The sequence below is a fragment of the Pseudomonas sp. SMN5 genome, assembly GCF_052041925.1.
In the GTDB taxonomy this organism is placed as follows: Bacteria; Pseudomonadota; Gammaproteobacteria; order Pseudomonadales; family Pseudomonadaceae; genus Aquipseudomonas.
In genome coordinates this window covers 12,540-39,022 of sequence record NZ_JBKGGX010000012.1, presented here as the reverse complement: position 1 = coordinate 39,022, position 26,483 = coordinate 12,540, and the positions used below count along the sequence as shown (strand labels likewise).

Sequence of the window (26,483 nt, the reverse complement as noted above, 5' to 3'; positions counted from 1 at the left end):
AAAGCTTAAAAGTATCCTTGCCGTTTCTTATCTTCCATCGAGCCTGCGCCATCGTGGTCGATGACCCGGCCCTGGCGCTCGGAAGTTCGCGTCAGGAGCATTTCCTGAATGATGTCCGTCAGGCTTTCGGCCTCGGACTCCACCGCGCCCGTCAACGGGTAGCAGCCAAGGGTACGGAAACGCACTTTTTTCTTGACGATACGGGCTTTTTCTTCCTCGGACAGGTGCTCGAGGATGCGCTCGTCGTCGATCATGATCAGGGTGCCATTCTTCTCGATCACTTCGCGCTCGGCGGCGAAGTACAGCGGCACGATCGGGATGCCTTCAAGGTAGATGTACTGCCAGATGTCCAGCTCGGTCCAGTTCGACAGCGGGAACACACGGATCGACTCGCCCTTGTTGACTTTGCCGTTGTAGACGTTCCACAGCTCCGGACGCTGGTTCTTCGGGTCCCAACGGTGCTTGCTGTCGCGGAACGAGTAGACACGCTCCTTGGCGCGGGACTTCTCTTCATCGCGACGGGCACCGCCGAACGCGGCGTCGAACCCATGCTTGTCCAGCGCCTGCTTGAGGCCTTGGGTCTTCATGATGTCGGTGTGCTTGGCGCTACCGTGAGTGAACGGGTTGATCCCCTGCGCCACGCCTTCGGGGTTCACATGGGTGATCAGTTCCAGGCCCATTTCCTCGACCATGCGATCGCGGAATTTGTACATTTCCTGGAATTTCCAGCGGGTGTCGACGTGCATCACCGGAAACGGCAGCTTGCCGGGGAAAAACGCCTTGCGTGCCAGGTGCAGCATTACGGCGGAATCCTTACCGATGGAGTACAGCATCACCGGGTTATCGAACTCGGCGGCCACCTCGCGGATGATGTGGATGCTTTCCGCCTCCAGCTGTTTCAGATGCGTCAGTTTGTCGACCATGGCTACTCACGAAAGCTTTCTTATGAACGGCCAGCGGGCCGTGTTCGAGCGAGGAATCCTAGCACAGCGACCTCTTCTAATCAGGGCGCCAACTAGATCGAAACAGCATATGGATATGCCCAGGTGTTCGGGCCATGCAATGTCCCTGTGGGAGCGAGCCTGCTCGCGATAGCCGTGTGTCAGCCACATTAAATGTCGGCTGGTTCACCGCTATCGCGAGCAGGCTCGCTCCCACTGGGGGCAGAGTTGGATCAAATCGGATTCGGACAATCGATGAAGATATGTTCCAACGCAAAGCGTCGCGCCAAGTAATCACCCAAAGCCTGGACGCCGTAGCGTTCGGTGGCATGGTGACCGGCGGCAATGAAACTGATGCGGTTTTCCCGGGCGCTGTGGAAGGTCTGCTCCGACGCTTCACCGCTGATATACAGATCGACCCCGGCCAACACGGCCTGATCGATATACCCCTGGCCACCGCCGGTGCACCAGCCGACCCGGCGGATCATCTGTTCGCCTTCGATCAGCAACGGCTCGCGGCCCATCGCCTCCTGTACCTTGCGGGCAAAATCGCGGGGCGTCATCGGTTCGGCCAGCGAGCCGACCAGGCCGACGATCTTCGGGTTGTCCGGATCCAGCGGGCCTTCGACCGTGATGTCCAACTGACGGGCCAATTGCACGTTGTTGCCGACCTCGGGGTGCAGATCCAGGGGCAAGTGATAGGCCAGCAGGCTGATGTCATGTTTGAGCAACGTCTTGAGGCGACGCTGTTTCATGCCGGTGATGCAAGGATTCTCGCCTTTCCAGAAGTAACCGTGATGCACCAGCACCAGGTCGGCGTTCGCCTCGACCGCTGCGTCAAGCAACGCCTGGCTGGCCGTGACGCCGCTGACAATGCGCGTCACCTGAGGCGCGCCTTCGACCTGCAGGCCGTTGGGGCAGTAATCGGCAATCCGGCTGCTTGCCAGGTAGCGGTCCGCTTCTTCGACCAGGGTGCTCAGGGCGACGGCCATGAAAAGACTCCTAAATATCCCGTTCAGAGGCGCGCGCGGCCTCGTATAATGCGCGACATTATGGGCGGTCTCACCCCGCCTGCAACCTTTGTAGGGACATGCTTCATGCTCAAGGCGCTGCGTTTTTCCGGCTGGCCGCTGTTGGCCGGCGTGCTTGTCGCTCTACTGATTATCCAGCGGTACCCGCAATGGGTCGGCCTGCCAAGCCTTGACGTCAATCTGCAACAGGCGCCGCAGAGCAAGGTCGTGCAACAGGGCCCGGTGTCCTACGCCGATGCCGTGACCCTCGCCGCGCCAGCGGTGGTCAACCTGTACACCACCAAGGTCATCAACAAGCCCAGCCATCCGCTGTTCGAAGACCCGCAGTTCCGCCGCTTCTTTGGCGACAACTCACCCAAGCAGAAACGCATGGAGTCGAGCCTGGGCTCGGGCGTGATCATGAGCCCGGAAGGCTATCTGCTGACCAACAATCACGTCACCAGCGGCGCCGACCAGATCGTGGTGGCGCTCAAGGACGGACGCGAAACCCTGGCCCGGGTGATCGGCAGCGACCCGGAAACCGACCTGGCGGTGCTCAAGATCGACTTGAAGAACCTGCCGGCCATCACCATCGGTCGCTCCGACAGCATCCGCATCGGCGATGTCGCATTAGCCATCGGCAACCCGTTCGGCGTCGGCCAGACCGTAACCATGGGCATCATCAGCGCCACCGGGCGCAACCAGTTGGGCCTGAACAACTACGAAGACTTCATCCAGACCGACGCCGCGATCAACCCTGGCAACTCCGGCGGCGCACTGGTGGATGCCAACGGCAACCTCACCGGGATCAACACCGCGATTTTCTCCAAGTCCGGCGGCAGCCAGGGCATCGGTTTTGCCATTCCGGTGAAACTGGCGATGGAAGTGATGAAGTCCATCATTGAACACGGCCAGGTGATTCGTGGCTGGCTGGGCATCGAAGTCCAGCCGTTGACCCAGGAACTGGCGGAGTCCTTTGGCTTGTCGGGACGCCCCGGGATCGTCGTGGCAGGGATTTTCCGCGACGGTCCGGCTCAGAAGGCCGGGCTGCAACTGGGCGATGTGATTCTGAGCATCGACGGCGAACCGGCCGGCGACGGCCGTCGCTCGATGAACCAGGTGGCGCGGATCAAGCCCACCGACAAGGTGACCATCCAGGTCATGCGCAACGGCAAGGAACTCAAGCTCACGGCCGAGATCGGCCTGCGTCCACCGCCGGCACCGGTGGCCGTCAAGGAAGAGCAGTAGACCCGGCGAGGGAGCTTGCTCCCGCTGGGTTGCGCAGCGGCCCTGAAACCTGCCCCATCAAAACCTCAGACTGATCGCATCCATTCTCCTTGGGCTGCTTCGCAGCCCAGCGGGAGCAAGCTCCCTCGCCCCAAAGAAATTCACAAAACCGAGATAGCATAAATTCTCATTGGTAGTGTTATATTGTTTCAATAAATCGAATTGGAACAACATAACATGTCATCCTTGAAACGGATTTCCCTGGCCAGCCTAGCCTTGGGCTTGCTGGGCGATCCCAGCTACGCAGAAGATATCCAACCCCTGGAGCTGGACGCCATCAACGTGACGTCCGACTACGAATCCCCCACCGGCCCCGTGAGCGGCTATCGTGCTACCCGCTCCGCCAGCGCCACCAAGACCGATACGGCCCTGCGCGACATCCCGCAAGCCATCAGCGTGGTCCCGGCCAGCGTACTTAAGGATCTGGGCAGCACCGATGTCGAACGGGCCCTGGAATATGCCGGCGGCGTCTCCAGGCAAAACAACTTCGGCGGCCTGACGCTTTACGAATACAGCGTGCGGGGGTTTACGACTTCGGAGTTCTACAAGGACGGTTTCAGCGCCAACCGGGGCTACCCGAGCACCCCGGACACGGCCAACATCGAGCGCATCGAAGTGCTCAAGGGACCGGCCGCCAGCCTATATGGGCGCGGCGACCCCGGTGGAACGGTCAATATCGTGACCAAGAAACCCCAGCCCGAAGCCTTCACTACCCTGCAAACCAGCGCCGGCAGTTGGGACCGCTACCGCACCGCGCTGGACGTCAACACGCCGCTGGACGCCGACGGCAAGCTGTTATCGAGAGTCAATCTGGCAGTCGAAAACAACAACAGTTTTCGCGACCACGTCGACAGCCGACGGGTATTCGTCGCTCCCACTCTCAGCTGGCAACTGAACCCTGACACCCGCCTGCTGGTGGAAAGCGAAATCGTGCGCCACAGCTCCACGTTCGACCGCGGCATCGTCGCCCCGAACAATCGCTGGAGCGGCGTTTCCCGTTCGACCTTCCTGGGCGAGCCCAACGACGGCGATATCGACAACCACAACAACATGCTCCAGGCCGCCCTCGAACATCAGCTCAACGACGCCTGGCAGGTACGCCTGGCCAGCCATTACAAGCAAGGCGAACTGTGGGGGTTCGCTTCCGAAGCACGACCACTGAATGCCGACGGCCACACCGTCAATCGCCGCTACCGCGAGCGGGACAACGATTGGCATGACAGCATCACCCAGTTGGAACTGCGCGGCCTGTTCGACCTCGGTCCCTGGCAGCACGAACTGCTGATCGGCAGCGAGTACGAGGACTACCGCAAGAACGAACGCGTCACCACCATCAACGGCGGCGCCTACCCCATCGACATCTACCAGCCGATCTACGGCCAACCAAAGCCCAATGGTCTGCGCACCGGCACAGACTTCTTCGAGCGCGTGCAAAGCCGCGCCTTGAACCTTCAGGACCAGATCGTCTTTACCGACCGGTTACGGGGCATGGTCGGCGTGCGCTACGAACACTTCGAACAGCATGTCGATGATCACACCTCTGGCCTCAGCCGCCGCCAACGCCACGACGCCCTGACGCAACGGGCCGGCCTGCTGTATCAACTGACGCCTGAAGTCGGGCTGTTCGCCAACGTGTCCACCTCGTTCAAGCCCAACAACGGCCTGGATGCCCAGGGCAAGCCCTTCGATCCGGAGGAAGGCACCGGCTATGAAGTCGGGCTCAAGAGCGAGCTGTTCGATGAGCGCCTCAGCACCACTCTGGCGGCGTTCCATATCGAAAAGGAAAACGTCCTGGCCCTGGAACCCGGCACCGACACCAGCCGCGCCATGGGCAAGGCCCGCAGCCAGGGCATCGATTTGCAAGTCACCGGGCAATTGACCGACGCCATCCGGGTCATCGGCGCCTTCGCCTACATCGACGCCGAGGTGACCCAGGGTGACGCCGCCATTCCCACCGGCAGCCGGATCCTCGGCGTCGCCAAGCGCAGCGGCAGCCTGCTGGGGGTCTACGAATTCCAGGACGGACGCCTGCGGGGTTCGGATGTGGGCGCCGCGCTCACCTACGTCGGAGATCGCTCGGGGGAAGCCGGCGGCGATTTCGAACTGCCGGCCTACCACACCGTGGACCTGCTGGCCCATTACAAGGCCAGCGACCAAGTCACCGTGGGCCTGAACCTCAACAATCTCTTCGACGAAAAATACTACGAGCGCTCCTACAGCAATTACTGGGTCAACCCCGGCGAGCCGCGCAATTTCACCCTCAGCCTCACCCTCGATCTGTAAAGGACCATCTGCATGAAACACTCCAAGACATTCGCCCTTCTCGGCCTGCTCCTGGCTACCCAAGCGTCGGCCCACGGCCTGTGGACGGAACAACGGCGCGGCAACATCGAAGTGATCTACGGCCACGGCGCCGAGGACAATGCATTCAAGGCGCAGAAAATCAGCGGCGCCTGGGCTTATGATCTGGCCGGCAAGATGATCCCCGTCACGGTCGAGCGCCTGCCGGACCACGCCCGCCTGCAACCGCTCAAGCCACCGGCCGTGCTGGCTGTGGCGCTGGACAATGGCATGTGGTCCCAGACGCCCGAAAAGAAATGGATCAACGAAGGTCGCAGCAAAGTGCCCGGTGCGATCGAGTCGACCCACACCTTCAAGTACAGCCTGGCCATTTATGAGCCGGGGGCGAAACTGCCGAAACTGGAGGCGATCAAGTTCCTGATCCAGCCCGAGGTCGATCCGCTGACCGTCGGACCGGGCCAATCGCTGCCGGTACGGGTGCTGCTCGACGGCAAACCGGCAGCCGGTGTGAAACTGGTGGGCGACTACCGCAGCGCGCCGAACACCGTATCGACCGAAACCGATGCCGAAGGCCGGGCCCGGGTGCTGGTGCGTAACGAAGGGTTGAATGTCATCGCCGCGCAGCTGGAAATCCCGCTCAAGGACAACAAGGACGTGGCAACCCGCGGCGTGTTCACCTCACTGACTTTCCTCGGCGAACCGCATCACGAATGAGGTCTGATCCTTAAAACTGTGGGAGCGAGCCTGCTCGCGAAGCGGTGGGTCAGCAACATCAACGTTGGCTGACACTACGTCATCGCGAGCAAGCTCGCTCCCACAGGGGATTTTCGGTGTATTCAAATCCTGCGGATACCCGGAAACACTGTGGGAGCGAGCCTGCTCGCGAAGCGGTGGGTCAGCAACATAGAGATTGGCTGACACTACGCTATCGCGAGCAGGCTCGCTCCCACAGGTCTATTACAGGGGCTCTAGAGCTCGCCAAGGCCGTCGATCAGCGCCTGGTTCTGCTCCGGGGTGCCGATGCTGATCCGCAGGAACTGGGCGATCCGTTCCTGCTTGAAGTGCCGCACGATCACACCCTGCTCGCGCAGCTTCGCTGCCAGTCCCGCCGCATCGTGCCGCGGGTGGCGGGCGAAGATGAAGTTGGCGGCCGAGGGCAGCACTTCAAACCCCTTGGCCTGCAACTGTGTCACGACCCACTCCCGGTGTTCGATGACCAACCGGCAGGTTTGCTGGAAATACTCACGATCATCGAACGCCGCCGCGCCGCCGACATTCGCCAGGCGATCGAGCGGGTAGGAGTTGAAGCTGTTCTTGATCCGCTCCAGCGCCTCGATCAGGTCCGGATGCCCCACCGCCAGGCCGACGCGCAGCCCTGCCAGCGAGCGGGATTTGGACAGCGTCTGGGTCACCAGCAAGTTTGGATAACGGTCCACCAGGCTGATGGCCGTCTCGCCGCCGAAGTCGATATAGGCCTCATCGACCACCACCACCGACTCCGGGCTGGCCTTGAGTATCCGCTCGACCGCGTCCAGCGCCAGCAGGCAACCTGTGGGTGCGTTCGGGTTGGGGAAGATGATGCCGCCGTTGGGGCGGGCATAATCCGCCGGGTCGATCCGGAACTGCTCATCCAGCGGCACCGCGTCGTACTGGATGCCATACAGCCCGCAATAAACTGGATAAAAGCTGTAGCTGATGTCCGGGAACAGCAACGGCAGGTCATGCTGCAACAGGCCGTGGAAAATGTGCGCCAGCACCTCGTCCGAACCGTTACCCAGGAACACCTGGTTGGCCTGCACCCCGTAATACCCGGCCACGGCGCTCTTCAACAGATCGCTGTTGGGGTCCGGATACAGGCGCAGGTTGTCGTTCAGCTCGGTCTGCATCGCCGCGAGCGCCTTGGGCGATGGACCGTAGGGGTTCTCATTGGTGTTGAGCTTGACCAGCCGCGTCAGCTTCGGCTGCTCGCCCGGCACGTAGGGCACGAGGTTCTTGACGAACGGGCTCCAGAATTTACTCATGTTCAGTTCCCCTGTTCATCGACGATGCGGTATTCGGCGCTACGAGCGTGGGCGCTCAACGACTCGCCACGGGCCAGCACCGAAGCGGTCTTGCCCAGTTCGGACGCGCCCTGCTCGGAGCAGAAGATGATCGATGAACGTTTCTGGAAGTCATACACCCCCAGCGGCGACGAGAAGCGCGCGGTACCGGAAGTCGGCAACACGTGGTTGGGCCCCGCGCAGTAGTCGCCCAAGGCTTCGCTGGTGTGACGGCCCATGAAGATCGCGCCGGCGTGACGGATCTGCGGCAACCAGGCCTGCGGATCGGCCACCGACAGCTCCAGGTGTTCCGGCGCAATGCGGTTGGCGACCTCGATGGCCTGCGCCATGTCATTGACCTTGATCAGCGCACCACGGCCGTTGATCGAAGTGTTGATGATCTCGGCACGGTCCATCGTCGGCAGCAACTTGTCGATGCTGGCGGCGACCTTGTCGAGGAACTCGGCGTCCGGGCTGACCAGGATCGCCTGGGCGTCCTCGTCGTGCTCGGCCTGGGAAAACAGGTCCATGGCGATCCAGTCCGGATCGGTCTGGCCGTCACACACCACGAGAATCTCCGAAGGGCCGGCGATCATGTCGATGCCGACCTGGCCGAATACATGACGCTTGGCGGTGGCGACGTAGATATTGCCCGGCCCGACCACTTTGTCGACCCGCGGCACGCTCTCGGTGCCATAGGCCAGCGCCGCCACAGCCTGGGCGCCACCGATGGTGAACACCCGGTCCACCCCGGCGATACAAGCAGCGGCCAGCACCAGTTCGTTGATCTCACCGCGCGGCGTTGGTACCACCATCACCACTTCGGTGACGCCGGCGACCTTGGCCGGAATGGCGTTCATCAGCACCGAGGACGGATAGGACGCCTTGCCGCCGGGCACATACAAGCCGGCGCGATCCAGCGGCGTGACCTTCTGGCCCAGGACCGTACCGTCGGCCTCGGTGTAGCTCCAGGAGTCCTGCTTCTGCCGCTCGTGATAGTCACGCACACGGTATGCAGCTTTTTCGAGGGCCTCGCGCTGGGGCACGCTGATTCGGGTCAGGGCCAGCTCCAGACGCTCGCGCGGCAGGATCAGGTCAGCCATGGATGCCACTTGTAAACCGTCGAATTTCTGGGTGAATTCCACCAGTGCTTCATCGCCACGCTCACGCACGGCCTTGATGATGTCCAGCACCCGCTGATTGACCGAGTCGTCAGACACACTTTCCCAGCTCAGCAGATGATCCAGATGATGTGCAAAATCCGGGTCGGCGGCGTTGAGTCGGCGAATCGATGTGGGTGCGGTCATAGCGAGGGCCTCATTAATGGCAAATGCTCAGGCGCCCTAAGCTACCAGTCCATTCGCGTGGGCACCTGAGAAAATTGGCTATGACACGGATAGACGGGCGCGACCGCAGTCGCGCAGGTGGATCAGCCGCGGTGTCGCGATTCCACTGCCTTGCGCAGGGTATCGATCAAAGCCTGGATACGGGCGTGCTGCATTTTCATCGATGCCTTGTTGACGATCAGCCGGGAGCTGATGTCGGCGATGAACTCCTGGGGCTCCAGGCCATTGGCCCGCAGCGTATTGCCGGTGTCGACCACGTCGATGATCTTGTCCGCCAGGCCGATCAACGGCGCCAGCTCCATCGAGCCGTACAACTTGATGATGTCGACCTGACGGCCCTGCTCGGCGTAGTAACGCTTGGCAACATTGACGAACTTGGTCGCGACCCGCAGGCGTCCCTTGGGTTCGATGGCACCGACCTTGCCGGCGGTCATCAGCTTGCACCGGGCGATTTTCAGGTCCAGCGGCTCGTACAGGCCCTGGCCACCGTACTCCATCAGCACGTCCTTGCCCGCCACACCCAGGTCGGCGGCGCCATGTTCAACGTAGGTCGGCACATCGGTGGCACGCACGATCAGCAAGCGCACGTCGGCCTGGGTCGTGGGAATGATCAGCTTGCGGCTCTTGTCCGGATTCTCGGTCGGCACGATGCCCGCTTCAGCCAGAAGCGGCAGGGTGTCGTCAAGGATGCGGCCCTTGGACAGTGCGATGGTCAACATGGGAAACGTCAGTCCTTATCAAGGTACTCATGTCCGGTCGCAAGCGGCGCCGAACATACATCGAGGGTGCAACCACCCTCGACCTGAAACGAAATCAAGGCACCTCCTTGTGCCCATGCAGGCGACTAGCCCGGTACGCGGCGGATCTTGGCGCCGAGCATCTGCAGTTTCTCTTCGATGCACTCGTAACCACGGTCGATGTGGTAGATACGGTCGATCAGGGTGTCGCCTTCGGCAATCAGCGCCGAGATCACCAGGCTGGCCGAGGCCCGCAGGTCGGTGGCCATGACTGGAGCGCCCTTGAGCTTCTCGTTGCCGGTGACGATGGCGGTGTTGCCTTCGACCTGGATCTTGGCGCCCATCCGGTGCAGTTCATACACGTGCATGAAACGGTTTTCGAAGATCGTCTCGATCACCGCGCCCGTGCCCTCGGCAATGGCATTGAGGGAGATGAACTGCGCCTGCATGTCGGTCGGGAACGCCGGGTACGGAGCGGTCCGCACGTTCACGGCCTTGGGCCGCTTGCCGTGCATGTTCACTTCGATCCAGTCTTTGCCGCAGTTGACTTCGGCGCCGGCTTCCTTGAGTTTTTCCAGGACGGCTTCAAGGATGGTCGGATCGGTGTCCTTGACCTTGACGCGCCCCCCGGTGACGGCAGCAGCCACCAGATAGGTGCCGGTTTCGATCCGGTCCGGCATCACTTTGTAAGTGGCCGAATGCAGGCGCTCGACGCCGTCGATGGTGATGGTGTCGGTGCCGGCACCGCTGATCTTGGCGCCCATGGCGATCAGGAAGTTCGCCAGATCCACCACCTCAGGCTCGCGTGCGGCGTTCTGCAGCACGCTGCGGCCCTTGGCCAGTGCAGCGGCCATCATGATGTTCTCGGTACCGGTCACGCTGACGGTATCGAAGAAGAAGTGCGCGCCGCGCAAGCCACCTTCAGGCGCCTTGGCCTTGATGTAGCCGCCTTCGACGTCGATCACCGCGCCCATGGCTTCCAGGCCGCGGATGTGCAGGTCCACCGGACGCGAACCGATGGCGCAACCACCTGGCAATGCGACTTCGGCTTCACCGAAACGGGCGACCATCGGGCCCAGCACCAGGATCGACGCACGCATGGTTTTTACCAGCTCGTACGGGGCTACCAGGGTCTTGATGGTGCGTGGGTCGATCTCGACGCTGAGTTTCTCGTCGATCACCGGCTCAATGCCCATACGCCCGAACAGCTCGATCATCGTGGTGATGTCGTGCAGGTGCGGCAGGTTGGCTACAGTCACCGGGCCATCGCACAGCAGGGTCGCGGCCAGGATCGGCAGGGCGGAGTTCTTTGCCCCGGAAATACGGATTTCGCCATCAAGACGAACGCCGCCGGTAATAATCAGTTTATCCATAAGAATCTCGACGCCCTAGGGCTCAGGTGCGCTCGGCCCAGGCCGCGCTGCTGAAAAATTTCATAGTGACCGCGTGGATGCTGCCATCGGTGATCCATGGGTTCAAATGCGCATAGACCTGCTGCTGACGCTTCACCGGGCTCAACGCCGCCAGTTCATCGCTGATCACGTTCAGCTGAAAGTTGCAGCCTTCGCCTTCAACTTCCACCTGCGTATTTGGCAGCTTTTCTTCAAGGAAGCTCTTAACTTCTACAGCCTGCATGCTCAACCTCAATCGGCGCCCTGTGCGCACGGGTCGCACATCATACAAAAAAGCCCCGCGCCTGCGAACCCCGCGTAGCAGGACTCTGACAGGGGGCTTGCTCGCGATGTGGGTCAGGGTTGCGTCAACAACTCGGTCAGTTCGCTGACCTGGGCTATTTCACGCATGTCTTCGGGCATCGCACGGATGCTCCACGTCTTGCCGGCCGCCGTGGCGTCCCGGATGAAGCACAGCAGCAGCGACAAACCTACACTGCTGGACTTCTGCACCTGCGAGCAGTCGATGACCACCTCGGCGGCGCCGCTGGACTTGATCAGCGCCTGCCCCTGCTTGCGCAACGCGGGGCCCGTGCGATAGTCGAGCACGCCGCTGAGCATCAGCTCGCCGGCTTGCCCCAGACGAACAGCCGACTCACTCATTGCTGCTGCTTCTCCTGGGCGTCTTCAGCGACTTCCTTGGCCTTGGCCACTTCGCCAGCCCAACCGTCGATGGTCTTGTCCAGGTTGTTGCCGTTGCGCTGCATGGCGTCGGCGAATTGATCGCGGAACAGCTTGCCGATGTTGATGCCATTGATGATCACGTTACGAACCTTCCACTCGCCGTTGATTTTCTCAAGCGTGTAGGAGACCGGGTAGACCGCACCGTTGTTGCCCTTGACGGTCATGCCGACGCTGGTGCGCTCGCCCGATTCGTCCTTGGCCGGGTCGACCGTGATGCCCTGGTTGTTGTATTCCAGCAAGGCGTTGCCATAGAACTGGAACAGGCTGCGCTTGAAGTTCTCCTGGAAGCGGCCCATCTGCTCCGGGGTTGCCTTGCGCGAATACTTGACGGTCATGATGCTCTTGGAAATGCCGTCGGCATCCACCACCGGCCCGACGATACGGTTGAGCGAGTCGTAGAAAGCGCTCGGGTCGTTCTTGTACCGCTCTTTATTGGCGGAAAGGTCCGCCAGCAGTTGGTCAGTGGTGGTCTTGATGATTTCGTGTGCAGAAGGCGCGGCCACGGCGTTAGCCATCAACGGCAGCGCCGCGAGCAACACCAACAGGCTACGTCGCAGGATAGAGATCATTCAGAAGCTCCTCATTTAGCGTCTTTGCTAACGGTATTGAGCAAAAATTTACCGATCAGATCCTCGAGCACCAGCGACGACTGGGTGTCGTGGATGGTCCCGCCGTCCTTGAGCACGGTTTCTTCCCCGCCCACGCTGATACCAATGTACTTCTCGCCCAGCAGCCCAGCCGTGAGGATAGATGCAGTGGAATCGGTCGGCAGGTTATCCACGCGCTTTTCCAGCTGCAGGGTCACCCGGCCGGTGAAGTCCTCGCGGTTCAGATCGATTGCCGTGACCTTGCCGATAGTGACGCCGGCCATGGTCACTTTGGCTCTGACAGTCAAACCGGCGATATTGTCAAAATAAGCATAAAGTTTATAAGTATCGGTGCTCGCTGTCGGCGCCAGGCCGCTGACCCGCAGGGCCAGCAACAGCAAAGCCAGGATGCCAGCCAGCAGGAAAAGGCCGACACCGATTTCCAGGGTGCGGTTTTGCATCAGAAATCTCCAAACATCAAGGCGGTCAGAATAAAGTCAAGGCCCAGGACTGCCAGCGAGGCGTACACCACGGTCTTGGTTGTGGCACGGCTGATCCCCTCAGAGGTGGGCTCACAGTCATAGCCTTGAAACACGGCGATCCAGGTCACCACGAAGGCGAATACGGCACTCTTGATCACGCCATTGAGGACATCGTCGAGGAAGTCGACGCTGTTCTGCATGTTGGACCAGTAGGAACCTTCATAGACCCCCAGCCAGTCGACTGCGACCCACGAGCCCCCCCAGATCCCCACGACACTGAAAATCATGGCCAGCACCGGCAAGGAAATGAAGCCGGCCCACAGGCGCGGGGCAATGATGTACTTGAGCGGGTCGACACCGATCATTTCCAGGCTGGACAACTGCTCGGTGGATTTCATGTTACCGATTTCGGCCGTCAGCGCCGAACCGGCACGCCCGGCGAACAGCAGCGCGGTCACCACAGGGCCCAGCTCGCGCAGCAACGTCAGCGCCACCATCTGGCCTACCGCCTGCTCGGAACCATAGCTGGACAGGATACTGAAGCCCTGCAGGGCCAGCACCATGCCGATGAATATCCCGGAGACCACGATGATCACCAGGGACATCACACCCACCGAGTGCAATTGCTTGACCAACAGGCCAAAACCGCCGCCCGTGGCACTGCGCCCGAGCAGGGCGTGCATCAAGAACAGCGAGGAACGGCCCAGGACCGCTACCACGTCGATGCCGGAGCGGCCGAACAGCCGAATTCTTTCCAATAATGATTTCTTGCGCATCAGCGCTTCCCCAGCAGATCGGTACGGTAATCCGTGGCCGGAAAATGGAACGCCACCGGACCGTCCGGATCGCCCTTCATGAATTGACGGATGCGCGGGTTATCCGAATCCTTCAGTTCCTGGGGCGTGCCCTGCCCCAGCACCTGGCCATCGCCTACCACATAGATGTAGTCGGCGATGCTCGCGGTTTCGGCCAGGTCGTGGGAAACCACGATACTGGTGATGCCCAGAGCATCGTTGAGCAGACGGATCAGGCGCACCAGCACGCCCATGGCGATCGGGTCCTGGCCGACGAAGGGCTCGTCGTACATGAGGATCTTCGGATCGAGGGCAATCGCCCGCGCCAGCGCGACCCGACGCTTCATCCCGCCGGACAGCTCGTCCGGCATCAGGTCGAGGGCGCCGCGCAGCCCGACCGCCTGCAACTTGAGCAGGACGATGTCGCGGATCATCTCGTCCGGCAGGTCGGTATGAACCCGCAAGGGGAACGCCACGTTCTCGAACACATCGAGATCGGTAAACAGCGCGCCACTTTGGAACAGCACGCCCATGTGCTTGCGCGCATCGAACAGGTCGCTGCGTGACAACTCGGGAAGATTCTGGCCGTTGACCCACACTTCGCCGGCACTGGGGCGCAACTGTGCGCCCATCAAGCGCAGCAGCGTGGTCTTGCCGCACCCGGAAGGCCCCATGATGCCGGTCACCTTGCCGCGTGGAATGCGAATATCGATGTCATTGAAAATGCTGCGCGTCCCTCGCTTGAAGGACAGCCCCTTCAGCTCGACCGCGTAGGCGTTGTCGGCACTCATCTAAACTCCTTGCGATGCAGCCTCACATCCGGATGCCCTGACCGGCTGACTGACGCCAGCACCGCCGGGCACCCGAACCGGCGGCGAACTATATCACTGCAACCGCCATGCGCCCAAGGCCCAGCCCCCTGCCTGTTCAGTCCGCACACGAGTAAACAGCGACAGTTTATTTCAGGCCTGGCGAGCCATTCACACAAAGCATGACGAACTTACGTGAGGGAATCGTTCATTACCGCTATAATCGCCGCCTTTTCATCGGGCTATACGATTTCTGACATGAGCCAATCCAGCGACCTGATTCAATCGGCACAACGTACCATCCGCCTCGAGATCGAAGCCGTACAAGGCTTGCTTCCCCACATCGACGCTGATTTCGTACGCGCCTGCGAGATGATTCTGGCCAGCAAGGGCCGCGTGGTCGTGGTCGGCATGGGCAAGTCCGGGCACATCGGCAACAAGATCGCCGCGACCCTGGCCAGCACCGGCACCACGGCTTTTTTCGTCCACCCGGCCGAGGCCAGCCACGGCGACATGGGCATGATCACCCGGGACGACATCATCCTGGCCCTGTCCAACTCGGGCTCGACCAATGAAATCGTCACGTTGCTGCCACTGATCAAACGCCTGGGCATCCAATTGATCAGCGTCACCGGCAACCCGGATTCGCCATTGGCCAAGGCGGCCGAAGTGAACCTCAATGTCCATGTCGAGCACGAAGCCTGCCCGTTGAACCTGGCGCCCACCTCCTCCACCACCGCCGCCCTGGTCATGGGCGATGCGCTGGCGGTGGCACTGCTGGAAGCCCGGGGTTTCACCGCTGAAGACTTCGCCTTCTCCCATCCCGGTGGCGCCCTCGGCCGACGCCTGCTGCTGAAGGTCGAGAATGTGATGCACGCCGGCCAGGAGCTGCCGCAGGTCCTGCGCGGCACGCTGCTCAAGGACGCGCTCATGGAAATGACCCGCAAGGGGCTGGGCATGACCGTGGTCCTCGAAGCCGATGGCAAGCTGGCCGGGATCTTCACCGACGGCGACCTGCGCCGCACCCTGGACCGCACCATCGACATCCACAGCGCCACCATCGACCAGGTCATGACGCCCCACGGCAAGACTGCCCGCGCCGAGATGCTTGCCGCCGAGGCCTTGAGAATCATGGAAGACCACAAGATCAGCGCCCTGGTGGTCGTCGACGACGAAGACCGCCCGTTGGGCGCCCTGAACATGCACGACTTGCTGCGTGCCGGAGTCATGTAATGAACACAGACCTGTTGCACCGTGGCCAAGCGATCAAACTGGCGGTGTTCGACGTCGACGGCGTCTTGACCGACGGTCGCCTGTACTTCCTTGAAGACGGCAGCGAGTTCAAGACCTTCAACACCCTCGACGGCCAGGGCATCAAGATGCTGATGGCCGCCGGCGTACAGACCGCCATCATCAGCGGTCGCAAGACGCCGGTGGTCGAGCGGCGCGCGAAAAACCTCGGCATTCCCCACCTTTATCAAGGGCGCGAGGACAAACTGGTGGTGCTGGACGAACTCCTGGGCCAACTCAACCTAAGCTATGAACAGGTGGCCTACCTGGGCGACGACCTGCCGGACCTTCCCGTGATCCGCCGGGTCGGGCTGGGCATGGCAGTCGCCAACGCGGCCGGCTTCGTACGCGAGCACGCCCACGGCGTCACCACGGCACGCGGCGGCGAAGGCGCGGCCCGCGAATTCTGTGAACTGATCCTGCGCGCCCAGGGCCGCCTCGAAGCGGCCAACGCCGCGTACCTGTGAGCCATTTATGCTGAGCAAGAAAATTCGCACCATCGTGGTGTTCGGCTGCATCGCGGCGATCTTTGCCGCGGTCGGCTACTGGAACATCAGCCCTGAACGGTTCCTCGACCAGCCCGCGGCCAAGGTCGAGGAAAGAATCGACTGGTATGCGTCAAATACCCACACCCTGCAATACCTGCCCGACGGCAAAGTGCAGTACGAGATGACGGCCGACAAGGTCGACCACGTCAAGGCCACCGACATTACCCTGGTCACCAAGCCGGACCTGAACATGTTCCGCGGCACAGAATTTCCATGGCACGTGCAGAGCGAGCACGCCGAAGTCAATTCCGGCGGCACCGAGGTGGAACTGATCGACTCGGTGCGCGTGGCCCGTACCGACGAAAAAAACCGCACGACCGTCATCACCAGCAGTCGCATGACCGTGTTCCCGCAGCAGCAATATGCGCAGACCGAGCAACCCGTTAGAATCGACGGCGCCGGAGGTGTATCGACCGGCACGGGAATGAAGGCGTATTTGAAGGAAAGCAGGATACACCTGCTATCGAACGTAAGAGGACAGTATGAAGCTCGCTAAAACCCTCCCTATTTTGCTCAGTCTGGGCGCAGCACTGGGAAGCGCGAGCGCCTGGGCTCTTCCCACCGACCGCGACCAGCCTATCCGCATTCAGGCCGACGACGCGCAACTGGACGACAAGAACGGCGTAGCCACTTACAAAGGTGACGTGATCATCACCCAAGGCTCGATGAAGGTGACCGGCAACACCGTGACCCTCACCCGCACCCAGTCCGGCGACATCGACGTGGTGACGTCGGTGGGCAACCTGGCCTATTTCGAGCAGATGCAGACGGCCGGCGATACCAAGCCCGTGCAGGGCTATGGCGTCACCATCCAGTATCATGCCTCCCAGGACCGCGTTGTCCTGATCGACCGGGCCAAGGTCATCGACAAGGACGGCAACACCACCCAGGGCGAGAAAATCGTCTACGACACCAACAAGAAACTGGCCAGTGCCGGTCGCGCCACTGGCAACAAAGTGACCGAGCAGCGTCCACGGATCGACATGGTGATCCAGCCTAGAAAGAAAACCGAGCAGAAGGCCCAGTAATGGCAACTCTGAAAGCTCAGCACCTGGCCAAAAGCTACAAGAGCCGTCAAGTCGTGCGTGACGTCAGCCTGTCCATCGACAGCGGCCAGATCGTCGGCTTGCTCGGCCCGAACGGCGCGGGCAAGACCACCTGCTTCTACATGATTGTCGGTCTGGTCCAGGCCGACCAGGGCCGCGTACTGATTGACGATCTCGATGTCAGCCACCAGCCGATGCACGGCCGGGCCAAGGCCGGTATCGGCTATCTTCCTCAAGAAGCGTCGATCTTCCGCAAACTGTCGGTGGCCGATAACATCATGGCGATCCTCGAGACCCGCAAGGAACTCGACAAGGCCGGCCGTCGCCAGGAACTGGAAAGCCTGTTGCAGGAGTTCCACATCAGTCACATTCGCGACAACCTGGGCATGAGCCTGTCCGGTGGCGAGCGCCGACGCGTAGAGATCGCCCGCGCCCTGGCCACCGCGCCGAAGTTCATCCTGCTCGACGAACCGTTCGCCGGTGTGGATCCGATCTCGGTGGGGGACATCAAGCAGATCATCCACCACCTCAAGGCCAAGGGGATCGGCGTTTTGATTACCGACCACAACGTGCGCGAGACCCTGGATATCTGCGAGACCGCTTATATCGTCAATGACGGCCAGTTGATCGCCGAAGGCGACTCCGCCGCCATCCTCGCCAACGACCTGGTCAAGGAAGTGTATCTGGGCCACGAGTTCCGCCTGTAAGCCCGAGTGTCTGGCAAGTCGCCCGGGCGCTGTTGATTTTATTGTGGCGGCGCTCTAGGCAAACACTTCAGTTTCAGGCATATAATTTGCTTAAGTTTGGCGCTCCGGCGCCCTGTAGTGGATGGCGCATGTGCGCCGGCGAATAAGGTGTTAAGCCCCTGCCATGAAACCATCGCTAGTCTTGAGAATGGGCCAGCAGCTGACGATGACACCGCAGCTGCAACAGGCCATCCGTCTGCTCCAATTGTCGACCCTGGACCTGCAACAGGAAATCCAGGAGGCCCTGGAGTCCAACCCGATGCTCGAACGCCAGGAAGAAGGCGACGACTTCGACAACTCCGATCCACTGGCCGACAACGTCGAACAGAAGACCCATACCGAAATCCAGGAACCGTCCTACCAGGAAGCCGCAGCGCCCACGGTGGATAACCTTGAGGACGGCGAATGGAACGAACGCATCCCCAACGACCTGCCCGTGGATACCGCCTGGGAAGACGTCTACCAGACCAGCGCCAGCAGCCTGCCCAGCAGCGATGACGACGAGTGGGATTTCACCACCCGCACCTCCGCCGGCGAGAGCCTGCAAAGCCACCTGCTTTGGCAATTGAACCTGGCGCCGATGTCCGACACCGATCGCCTGATCGCCGTCACCCTGATCGATTGCATCAACAATCAGGGTTACCTGGACGAGACTCTCGAGGAAATCCTCGAAGCCTTCGACCCGGAGCTCGATATCGAGCTGGACGAGATCGAAGCTGTCCTGCATCGGATCCAGCAGTTCGAGCCCGCCGGCGTCGCGGCCCGCAACCTGGGTGAATGCCTGCTGCTGCAACTGCGCCAGTTACCGGCCAAGACGCCCTGGCTGGCCGAAGCCAAGCGCCTGGTCACCGATTACATCGACCTGTTGGGCGGTCGCGACTACAGCCAGCTGATGCGGCGTATGAAGCTCAAGGAAGACGAGCTGCGCCAGGTCATCGAGTTGGTCCAGAGCCTCAACCCGCGCCCCGGCTCGCAGATCGAATCCACCGAACCCGAGTACGTGGTACCCGATGTGATCGTGCGCAAGCACAACGATCGCTGGCTGGTGGAACTAAACCAGGAGTCGGTTCCCAAGCTGCGGGTCAACGCCCAGTATGCAGGCTTCGTCAGGCGCGCCGACACCAGCGCCGACAACACCTTCATGCGCAACCAGTTGCAGGAAGCACGCTGGTTCATCAAGAGCCTGCAAAGCCGCAACGAAACCCTGATGAAAGTTGCCACCCAGATCGTCGAGCATCAGCGCGGCTTCCTGGAGTACGGCGATGAAGCGATGAAACCGTTGGTCCTGCACGATATCGCCGAAGCGGTAGGGATGCACGAATCGACAATTTCCCGGGTGACTACCCAGAAATTCATGCATACCCCACGGGGCATCTATGAACTGAAATACTTTTTCTCCAGCCATGTCAGCACCTCCGAAGGCGGCGAATGCTCGTCCACGGCCATCCGCGCAATCATCAAGAAACTGGTGGCCGCGGAAAATCAGAAAAAGCCGTTGAGTGACAGCAAGATCGCTGGTTTACTGGAGGCACAAGGCATTCAGGTGGCCCGCCGTACCGTCGCCAAATACCGCGAGTCCCTCGGGATCGCGCCTTCGAGCGAACGCAAGCGGTTGATGTAACCGGCCACGCCACAGCGTTCCAGTGGCAGGTATTTCTGCCTGCCGCTTTATGCACTGGCAACGAAGGAGAAGCTGTATGCAAGTCAACATCAGTGGACACCAACTGGAAGTGACCGAACCTCTGCGCACCTACATCGGCGAAAAACTCGACCGATTGGAGAGGCACTTCGACAAGATCACCAATGTGCAAGTCACGATGAATGTCGAGAAGCTGCTGCAGAAAATCGAAGCCACGCTGCATATTCCCGGCGGAGAGGTGGTTGCCAACGCGGAGCACACAGACATGTATGCCGCGATTGACCTGCTGACCGACAAGCTGGATCGCCAACTCAAAAAGCATAAGGAAAAGACCCAGAGCCTCCTTCAGGGCGCAACCGGTCGTTAATCCCCCCAATCCATGATCCGACTAGAAACCATCCTGACCCCCGGCCGTTCCCTGGTGAACGTGCCGGGCGGCAGTAAAAAGAAAGCCCTCGAACAAATCGCCACCCTGATCCATAGCGACCTGCCGGATCTGGAAATGCAGGGCGTCTTCGAGGCCCTGGTCGCCCGTGAAAAACTCGGTTCCACCGGTTTTGGCAACGGCATCGCCATTCCCCACTGCCGCCTCAAGGGTTGTACCGCGCCCATCAGCGCGCTGTTGCACCTTGAAGCCCCCATTGATTTCGACGCCATCGACGGCGCGCCGGTCGACCTGCTGTTTGTACTGCTGGTCCCGGAGGCGGCGACCGATGCGCACCTCGAGCTGCTGCGCCAGATAGCCAGCATGCTGGACCGCAAGGAAGTGCGCGACAAACTGCGCAGCGCACCGAATAACCAAGCCTTGTATCAGGTTGTCCTGGACGAGCAGAACGGTCATTAAACATGCGCATGATCATCGTCAGTGGTCGCTCCGGCTCCGGTAAAAGCACGGCCCTCAACGTGCTTGAAGACAGCGGCTACTACTGCATCGACAACCTGCCCGCCGGGCTGCTGCCGGAGCTGGCCGAACGTGCGATGATCCATACCGAGCTGGCGCAGCCGCTGGTGGCGGTGTCCATTGATGCACGCAATCTGCCAAGCCACCTGTCGCGCTTTCCGGAACTGCTCGAGGAAGTGCGCAGCCGGCATATCCAGTGCGATGTGCTGTATCTGGATGCCGACGAAGAGACCCTGCTCAAGCGCTTTTCCGAAACCCGCCGGCGCCATCCGCTGAGCAACGCCAATCGCTCCCTGGCCGAAGCTATCGACGATGAAAGCCAGTTATTGGGGCCCATCGCCGATTTGGCGGACCTGAAAGTCAACACCACGCACCTGAACCTTTATCAACTGCGTGACACGATCAAGTTGCGCCTGCTCAACCAGCCGGAGCCGGGGACGGCGTTCCTGGTGGAATCGTTCGGTTTCAAGCGCGGCATGCCCGTGGACGCCGACCTGGTGTTCGACGTACGCTGCCTGCCCAATCCCTACTGGAAACCCGAATTGCGCGAGCAGTCCGGACTCGACCAGCCGGTGATCGATTACCTGGCCGCACAGCCGGACGTCGAGGAAATGTACCAGGATATTTCCAGCTACCTGCTCAAGTGGCTGCCCCGCTTTGCCGCCAGCAACCGTGCCTACGTCACGATTGCCATTGGCTGCACGGGCGGCCATCACCGCTCTGTCTACCTGACCGAACGCCTGGGTCAGCTCCTGCAACAGTCCCTGAAGAACGTCCAGGTTCGCCACCGCGACCTCAGCTAAAGGATTCACACCGCGATGCCCGCTCAGGAAATTGAAATCATCAACAAGCTGGGCCTGCACGCCCGGGCATCGGCCAAGTTCGTCGGGGTTGCCGGACGATTCAAGGACACCACCATCAGGGTCGGTCGCAGCCCCGAGTCGATGATCGACGGCAAGAGCATCATGGCAATGATGATGCTCGCCGCCGGCAAGGGCACGAAGATCCACTTGGCAACGGAAGGGGATGAAGCACAGGAAGCGATGGATGCGCTGGTAGCGTTGATCAACAACTATTTTGATGAGGGCGAGTAAGCTTTCTCAATGCACATTTGAGACTGGCTTTTTGTGGCGAGGGAGCTTGCTCCCGCTGGTCTGCGAAGCAGACCCCATCCATCGGGCTACCTCAATCTTCATTGTCGCTGAGTTTTTGCGGCTGCTGCGCAGCCGAACGGGAGCAAGCTCCCTCGCCACGGGGATTTCTGGTTTATAAAAAAAAGGCGCGACATCCAAAGATGACGCGCCTTTTTTTTATGCATCAGGCCTCAGCTCCCCGCCACCATCATCCGTTCGATCAACACCGAACCGGTGCGGATGTTGCTGCGCAGTTCCAGATCGCTTCCTACCGCCACGATCTGCTTGAACATGTCGCGCATGTTCCCGGCAATGGTCACTTCCTGGACCGGGAACTGGATCTCGCCGTTCTCCACCCAGAACCCTGCAGCACCGCGAGAATAGTCCCCGGTCACCATGTTCAACCCATGGCCCATCAGCTCGGTCACCAGCAGACCACGGCCCATGCGTCGCAGCAACGCTGCCTGGTCTTCCTCGCCATGGGTGACGAACAGATTGTGTACGCCGCCGGCGTTGGCGGTGCTCGGCATCCCCAGTTTGCGACCCGAATAGGTGCCGAGGATATAGGACACCAACTCGCCGTTTTCCACGAACGGTTTGGCATAGGTCGCCAGGCCATCGCCATCGAACGCCGCACTGCCCATGGCCTGCAACAGATGCGGGCGCTCGTCGATGGTCATCCACTCCGGGAACAGTTTCTGGCCCAGCGCGCCTTCGAGGAACGACGATTTGCGGTACAGGTTGCCGCCGGACACCGCCGACAGGAAACTGCCAAACAAGCCGCCGGCCAATTCCGCCGAAAACAGCACCGGCACTTCGCATGTCGGCACCGGGCGCGCGCCAAGGCGGCTGGCGGCCCGCTGCGCGGCTTTCTGGCCGATGCTCACCGGGTCCGCCAGCAACGGCCCCTGGCGATTGACGTCGTACCAATAGTCGCGCTGCATCTGGCCATTGGCCTCGGCAATCATCACGCAGCTCAGGCTGTGGCGGGTCGATGCGTAGCCACCGATAAAGCCGTGGCTGTTGCCGTAGACCCGGCAGCCCTGGTGCGTGTTGAGCGTCGTGCCGTCGGCGTTCTTGATCCGTGCGTCGGCGTCGAACGCCGCCGCTTCGCAACGCAGCGCCTGTTCGATGGCTTGTTCGGGAGTGATGTCCCAAGCGTGGAACAGGTCGAAATCACGCTGTTCCTTGCACATCAGCGCAGCATCGGCCAGGCCCGAGGCATCGTCTTCGGAGGTATGCCTGGCGATTGCCAGCGCAGCGGCGACCGTCTCCCGGATGGCTTCCGGGCCGCTGGCCGAAGTGCTGGCCGAGCCCTTGCGCTGGCCCACGTACAGGGTGATGCCAAAGCCCTGATCGCGATTGAACTCGACGGTTTCCACCTCGCGCTGGCGCACCGAGGTCGACAGGCCCTGCTCAAGGGATACCGCCACTTCACACGCACTGGCGCCCTGCCGCTTGGCCTCGGCGAGGATCTGCTCGACTTGTTCCTGCAGGGCCGGCAACGCTTGCGGGCCGACGCTCTGAACTGCACTCATGGTGTTCTCCACTCAAATTCTGCTTTCGGTAACGGCCTTCGAGCGACCGGGCCGGACAAGTGGCCCCCGACTGGTTATCATGGCGGCGTTTCTTTGCGGACTGCCACCATGGTTGATTCTTACGACGACTCCCTCTACGAGGGTGAAAAAAGCAAATCCCAGGTCAAACGCGAGCTGCATGCTCTGGTTGACCTCGGCGAGCGCCTGACAACACTCAAGCCTGACTTGCTGGCCAAACTGCCACTGACCGACGCCTTGCGCCGGGCCCTGGCCGATGCGCCCAAGCACACCGCGAATATCGCGCGTAAACGGCACCTGCAATTCATTGGCAAACTGATGCGCGACCAGGACACCAGCGCCATCCTGGTCCTGCTCGATCAACTCGATGCCTCCACCCGCCAGTACAACGAACGCTTCCATAACCTGGAACGCTGGCGCGATCGCTTGATCGCGGGCGATGACGGCACCCTGGAAAAATTCGTCATCGACTACCCCGAGGCCGATCGCCAGCAGCTGCGCTCCCTGATCCGTCAGGCCCAGCACGAAGTGGCGCAAAACAAGCCACCGGCTTCGAGCCGTAAAATCTTCAAGTACATCCGTGAGCTGGACGAAACCCAACGCGGCTTGCGTTGATCGCTCACACCCACTCCCCTTTGGGAGTTGCCTTTATTGTGGCGAGGGAGCTTGCTCCCGCAGGGCTACGCAGTAGCCCCAATGCGGTCGCCGCGCCCGAGGCGTCGGACCGACCGAGCGGGAGCAAGCTCCCTCGCCACGATTCATGCATACCTTTGAATATCACGCGCCCGTGCCACCCACGGTGATCGCATCAATCTTCAGGGTCGGCTGGCCGACGCCTACCGGCACCGATTGCCCGTCCTTGCCGCAAGTCCCTACGCCACTGTCCAGGGCGAGGTCGTTACCGACCATCGACACCCTGCTCATGGCTTCCGGCCCGTTGCCAATCAGGGTTGCGCCCTTGACCGGTGCCGTGATTTTGCCGTCTTCGATCAGATAGGCTTCGCTGGTGGAAAACACGAACTTGCCACTGGTGATGTCCACTTGGCCGCCGCCGAGGTTGGCGCAGTAGATGCCCTTTTTCACCGAAGCGATGATTTCCGCCGGATCGCTCTGGCCGCCCAGCATGTAGGTGTTGGTCATGCGCGGCATCGGCAGGTGCGCATAAGACTCACGCCGTCCATTGCCGGTACGGGCCACGCCCATCAAGCGGGCATTGAGCTTGTCCTGCATGTAGCCCTTGAGCACGCCGTTCTCGATCAACGTGGTGCATTCGGTCGGGGTGCCTTCGTCATCCACGCTGAGGGAGCCGCGGCGCCCGGCCAGCGTACCGTCGTCAACGATGGTGCAGAGTTTCGAGGCGACCATTTCGCCCATGCGTCCGCTGTAGGCCGAACTGCCCTTGCGGTTGAAGTCGCCCTCCAGCCCATGCCCCACCGCTTCGTGCAACAGCACGCCGGACCAGCCAGGGCCCAGTACCACCGGCAAGGTACCGGCCGGGGCGGGAATGGCCTCCAGGTTGACCAATGCCTGGCGCAACGCTTCGCGAGCATAGCCCATGGCGCGGTCTTCGCTGAGGAAGTAGCGATAGTCGGTGCGCCCGCCGCCGCCATGCCCGCCGCGTTCGCGACGACCGTTCTGCTCGACGATCACACTGACGTTGAAGCGCACCAGCGGCCGCACGTCCGCCGCCAGGCCGCCATCGGTGGAGGCCACCAGGATTCGCTCCCAGACGCCAGCCAGGCTCACCGAAACCTGCTGGATACGCGGATCGAGGGCACGGGTCGCCAGATCGATACGCTTGAGCAGTTCGACCTTTTCCGCACGACTGATGACTTCCAGCGGGTTGTCCGGCGCATAGAGTTGCGCCACATCCTGGCTGCTGAAGGCCTGGACCGTACCGTTCTGCCCGGCTCGGGAAATCGAACGGGCCGCACGTGCCGCAGCGCCCAGGGCTTCGAGCGTGATGGCATTGCTGTAGGCAAAGCCGGTTTTTTCGCCGGACTGGGCACGCACGCCCACGCCCTGGTCGAGATTGAAGCTGCCTTCCTTGACGATGCCGTCTTCCAGCGACCAGGACTCGGAAATCTGACCCTGGAAATACAGGTCGGCCGCATCGATGCCCGGGCCGGCCAGCTCGCCCAGCACGCCTTGCAGGCTTTCGAGGGTCACGCCGCCGGGGGCTAAAAGGTGTTCACTGACTGAGGACAACAACCCGCTCATATGTTTTACGCCTTGAATTCGTCGTCTTGGACAGGCCGCTGTCGAGCGCCCTGCGAGAAAAAGCGCCGATGGCTGGCCACCGGCATGCGCGCCCGGATGGACGCCTGTTCGTTGCCGTCGCGCTCGGCCACCAGCACGGCCTCGCCTTGATCCTGTTGCGCCAGCACCCGGCCCCACGGATCAACGATCGCGGCATGGCCGAAGGTTTCCCGTGGCCCCGGATGCACGCCGCCCTGGGCGGCTGCCAGCACATAACACTGGGTCTCGATGGCCCGGGCACGGATCAATACGTCCCAGTGGGCGAGACCGGTTACCGCGGTGAACGCCGACGGCGCGCTGATCAGTTCGGCTCCGGCGGCCCGCAGCTCGCTATAGAGCTCCGGGAAACGCAGGTCGTAGCAGACCGTCAGGCCAATCCGACCGACGGGTGTGTCGGCGACCACCACATTGCTGCCATAAGCATAGTCATCGGACTCGCGATAGCGCCCACGATTGTCCGCCACATCCACATCGAACAGATGCAGCTTGTCATAGCGCGCCACGATCTGGCCCTGATCGTCCACCAACAGCGAACAGGCATGGGCTTTGTCCTGGGGCCGATCCACCGGCGGCAGTGGCAACGTACCGGCCACGATCCATAACCTGAGGTCACGGGCGGCCTGTTTCAACCAGGGCAGGATCGGCCCCTGACCAAAGGCTTCTGCGCGACCGATATCGGCAATGTCCCGCCGGCCCATGGCGGCGAAATTCTCGGGCAGCACCGCCAGCCTCGCGCCCTTGGCCGCCGCCTGCTCCAGCAGCAGCCGAGCCCGGGCCAGATTGGCGAGTACGTCGCTCTGGCTGACCATTTGGATGACTGCGACTGGCATGGCCGTTCTCCTTTGCTTGGTGGTGCCCCTGTGGGAGCGAGCTTGCTCGCGATTACGGTGTACCAGT

29 protein-coding genes are annotated in these 26,483 nt (G+C 61.4%); 14 read left to right on the top strand and 15 right to left on the bottom strand.

Annotation, left to right across the window (positions count from 1 at the left end):
• Positions 1–5 precede the first annotated feature (5 nt).
• Together cysD and ACLEJR_RS13930 are read right to left on the bottom strand one after the other, a co-directional pair.
• Complete coding sequence (gene cysD / locus ACLEJR_RS13935) at positions 6–923, bottom strand: sulfate adenylyltransferase subunit CysD (protein WP_440793817.1); 918 nt, start codon at positions 921–923, stop codon at positions 6–8.
• Between the two features lie 251 nt (positions 924–1,174).
• Positions 1,175–1,933: a Nif3-like dinuclear metal center hexameric protein gene (locus tag ACLEJR_RS13930; RefSeq protein ID WP_440793815.1), complete on the bottom strand. Its 759-nt coding sequence runs from the start codon at positions 1,931–1,933 to the stop codon at positions 1,175–1,177.
• A 105-nt stretch (positions 1,934–2,038) separates the two neighbouring features.
• On the opposite strand from ACLEJR_RS13930, the gene algW reads away from it, so the two are divergent.
• The 3 genes from algW to ACLEJR_RS13915 all read left to right on the top strand — a co-directional run bounded on the left by algW (position 2,039) and on the right by ACLEJR_RS13915 (position 6,253).
• Positions 2,039–3,199: a Do family serine endopeptidase AlgW gene (gene algW, locus ACLEJR_RS13925; protein ID WP_440793813.1), complete on the top strand. Its 1,161-nt coding sequence runs from the start codon at positions 2,039–2,041 to the stop codon at positions 3,197–3,199.
• A 216-nt stretch (positions 3,200–3,415) separates the two neighbouring features.
• Positions 3,416–5,521, top strand: a complete 2,106-nt coding sequence (locus ACLEJR_RS13920; protein WP_440814612.1) for a TonB-dependent siderophore receptor — start codon at positions 3,416–3,418, stop codon at positions 5,519–5,521.
• Between the two features lie 12 nt (positions 5,522–5,533).
• A complete protein-coding gene (locus ACLEJR_RS13915; protein ID WP_440814610.1) occupies positions 5,534–6,253 on the top strand; it encodes a DUF4198 domain-containing protein in 720 nt (239 codons plus the stop codon).
• A 254-nt stretch (positions 6,254–6,507) separates the two neighbouring features.
• On the opposite strand, the gene hisC is transcribed toward ACLEJR_RS13915, so the two are convergent.
• The 10 genes from hisC to ACLEJR_RS13865 form a co-directional block, all read right to left on the bottom strand.
• Positions 6,508–7,560, bottom strand: a complete 1,053-nt coding sequence (gene hisC / locus ACLEJR_RS13910) for a histidinol-phosphate transaminase (protein ID WP_440814608.1) — start codon at positions 7,558–7,560, stop codon at positions 6,508–6,510.
• A gap of 2 nt (positions 7,561–7,562) precedes the next feature.
• Entirely contained in the window at positions 7,563–8,885 is a 1,323-nt protein-coding gene (gene hisD / locus ACLEJR_RS13905) for a histidinol dehydrogenase (RefSeq protein ID WP_440814606.1), read from the bottom strand.
• Between the two features lie 122 nt (positions 8,886–9,007).
• Positions 9,008–9,643 (bottom strand): ATP phosphoribosyltransferase, encoded by a 636-nt coding sequence (gene hisG, locus ACLEJR_RS13900; protein ID WP_440793804.1) that lies wholly within the window; start codon positions 9,641–9,643, stop codon positions 9,008–9,010.
• Between the two features lie 125 nt (positions 9,644–9,768).
• Positions 9,769–11,034, bottom strand: a complete 1,266-nt coding sequence (gene murA, locus ACLEJR_RS13895; protein WP_440793802.1) for a UDP-N-acetylglucosamine 1-carboxyvinyltransferase — start codon at positions 11,032–11,034, stop codon at positions 9,769–9,771.
• Positions 11,035–11,056: 22 nt separating this feature from the next.
• Positions 11,057–11,296, bottom strand: a complete 240-nt coding sequence (locus ACLEJR_RS13890) for a BolA family protein (RefSeq protein WP_245138909.1) — start codon at positions 11,294–11,296, stop codon at positions 11,057–11,059.
• 113 nt (positions 11,297–11,409) lie between these two features.
• A complete protein-coding gene (locus tag ACLEJR_RS13885; protein ID WP_440814603.1) occupies positions 11,410–11,715 on the bottom strand; it encodes an STAS domain-containing protein in 306 nt (101 codons plus the stop codon).
• Entirely contained in the window at positions 11,712–12,365 is a 654-nt protein-coding gene (locus ACLEJR_RS13880) for an MlaC/ttg2D family ABC transporter substrate-binding protein (protein ID WP_440793798.1), read from the bottom strand. Before ACLEJR_RS13880 ends, ACLEJR_RS13885 begins: the two co-directional genes overlap by 4 nt.
• Before the next feature lie 11 nt (positions 12,366–12,376).
• Positions 12,377–12,844, bottom strand: a complete 468-nt coding sequence (gene mlaD, locus ACLEJR_RS13875) for an outer membrane lipid asymmetry maintenance protein MlaD (RefSeq protein ID WP_245138906.1) — start codon at positions 12,842–12,844, stop codon at positions 12,377–12,379.
• Positions 12,844–13,641: a lipid asymmetry maintenance ABC transporter permease subunit MlaE gene (gene mlaE, locus ACLEJR_RS13870; RefSeq protein WP_440793796.1), complete on the bottom strand. Its 798-nt coding sequence runs from the start codon at positions 13,639–13,641 to the stop codon at positions 12,844–12,846. Before mlaE ends, mlaD begins: the two co-directional genes overlap by 1 nt.
• Positions 13,641–14,450: an ATP-binding cassette domain-containing protein gene (locus tag ACLEJR_RS13865; protein WP_440814601.1), complete on the bottom strand. Its 810-nt coding sequence runs from the start codon at positions 14,448–14,450 to the stop codon at positions 13,641–13,643. Before ACLEJR_RS13865 ends, mlaE begins: the two co-directional genes overlap by 1 nt.
• Before the next feature lie 276 nt (positions 14,451–14,726).
• Here ACLEJR_RS13865 and ACLEJR_RS13860 point away from each other — a divergent pair, with 276 nt between their 5' ends.
• The 10 genes from ACLEJR_RS13860 (at position 14,727) to ACLEJR_RS13815 (ending at position 21,732) form a co-directional block, all read left to right on the top strand.
• Positions 14,727–15,701 carry a KpsF/GutQ family sugar-phosphate isomerase gene (locus ACLEJR_RS13860; protein WP_440793792.1) on the top strand — a complete coding sequence of 325 codons (975 nt, stop codon included), beginning with the start codon at positions 14,727–14,729 and terminating at the stop codon, positions 15,699–15,701.
• On the top strand, positions 15,701–16,225 hold the full coding sequence (locus ACLEJR_RS13855; protein WP_440793790.1) for a KdsC family phosphatase: 525 nt from the start codon (positions 15,701–15,703) through the stop codon (positions 16,223–16,225). Before ACLEJR_RS13860 ends, ACLEJR_RS13855 begins: the two co-directional genes overlap by 1 nt.
• A gap of 7 nt (positions 16,226–16,232) precedes the next feature.
• Entirely contained in the window at positions 16,233–16,802 is a 570-nt protein-coding gene (gene lptC / locus ACLEJR_RS13850) for an LPS export ABC transporter periplasmic protein LptC (protein ID WP_440793788.1), read from the top strand.
• A complete protein-coding gene (gene lptA / locus ACLEJR_RS13845; protein WP_440793786.1) occupies positions 16,789–17,334 on the top strand; it encodes a lipopolysaccharide transport periplasmic protein LptA in 546 nt (181 codons plus the stop codon). The genes lptC and lptA overlap by 14 nt, the downstream gene beginning before the upstream one ends.
• The gene (gene lptB, locus ACLEJR_RS13840) at positions 17,334–18,059 is read left to right on the top strand and encodes an LPS export ABC transporter ATP-binding protein (RefSeq protein WP_018614004.1); all 726 of its coding nucleotides are present in this window, start codon (positions 17,334–17,336) and stop codon (positions 18,057–18,059) included. The genes lptA and lptB overlap by 1 nt, the downstream gene beginning before the upstream one ends.
• A 163-nt stretch (positions 18,060–18,222) precedes the next feature.
• The gene (locus ACLEJR_RS13835; RefSeq protein ID WP_440793784.1) at positions 18,223–19,719 is read left to right on the top strand and encodes an RNA polymerase factor sigma-54; all 1,497 of its coding nucleotides are present in this window, start codon (positions 18,223–18,225) and stop codon (positions 19,717–19,719) included.
• A 76-nt stretch (positions 19,720–19,795) separates the two neighbouring features.
• Complete coding sequence (hpf, locus tag ACLEJR_RS13830) at positions 19,796–20,104, top strand: ribosome hibernation-promoting factor, HPF/YfiA family (protein WP_003178005.1); 309 nt, start codon at positions 19,796–19,798, stop codon at positions 20,102–20,104.
• A 12-nt stretch (positions 20,105–20,116) separates the two neighbouring features.
• Complete coding sequence (gene ptsN / locus ACLEJR_RS13825; RefSeq protein ID WP_440793782.1) at positions 20,117–20,581, top strand: PTS IIA-like nitrogen regulatory protein PtsN; 465 nt, start codon at positions 20,117–20,119, stop codon at positions 20,579–20,581.
• A 2-nt stretch (positions 20,582–20,583) separates the two neighbouring features.
• On the top strand, positions 20,584–21,441 hold the full coding sequence (rapZ, locus tag ACLEJR_RS13820; protein ID WP_440814598.1) for an RNase adapter RapZ: 858 nt from the start codon (positions 20,584–20,586) through the stop codon (positions 21,439–21,441).
• 15 nt (positions 21,442–21,456) lie between these two features.
• Positions 21,457–21,732, top strand: a complete 276-nt coding sequence (locus tag ACLEJR_RS13815) for an HPr family phosphocarrier protein (RefSeq protein WP_440793778.1) — start codon at positions 21,457–21,459, stop codon at positions 21,730–21,732.
• Positions 21,733–21,962: 230 nt separating this feature from the next.
• Here the strand turns inward: ACLEJR_RS13815 and pmbA are convergent, their stop codons facing one another.
• The gene (gene pmbA / locus ACLEJR_RS13810) at positions 21,963–23,309 is read right to left on the bottom strand and encodes a metalloprotease PmbA (protein WP_440814596.1); all 1,347 of its coding nucleotides are present in this window, start codon (positions 23,307–23,309) and stop codon (positions 21,963–21,965) included.
• A 108-nt stretch (positions 23,310–23,417) separates the two neighbouring features.
• Here pmbA and yjgA point away from each other — a divergent pair, with 108 nt between their 5' ends.
• Positions 23,418–23,942 carry a ribosome biogenesis factor YjgA gene (yjgA, locus tag ACLEJR_RS13805; protein WP_440793774.1) on the top strand — a complete coding sequence of 175 codons (525 nt, stop codon included), beginning with the start codon at positions 23,418–23,420 and terminating at the stop codon, positions 23,940–23,942.
• Positions 23,943–24,104: 162 nt separating this feature from the next.
• Here yjgA and tldD read toward each other — a convergent pair whose 3' ends face one another.
• A complete protein-coding gene (tldD, locus tag ACLEJR_RS13800) occupies positions 24,105–25,547 on the bottom strand; it encodes a metalloprotease TldD (protein ID WP_440793772.1) in 1,443 nt (480 codons plus the stop codon).
• 5 nt (positions 25,548–25,552) lie between these two features.
• On the bottom strand, positions 25,553–26,416 hold the full coding sequence (locus ACLEJR_RS13795; RefSeq protein WP_440814593.1) for a carbon-nitrogen hydrolase family protein: 864 nt from the start codon (positions 26,414–26,416) through the stop codon (positions 25,553–25,555).
• Positions 26,417–26,483 lie beyond the last annotated feature (67 nt).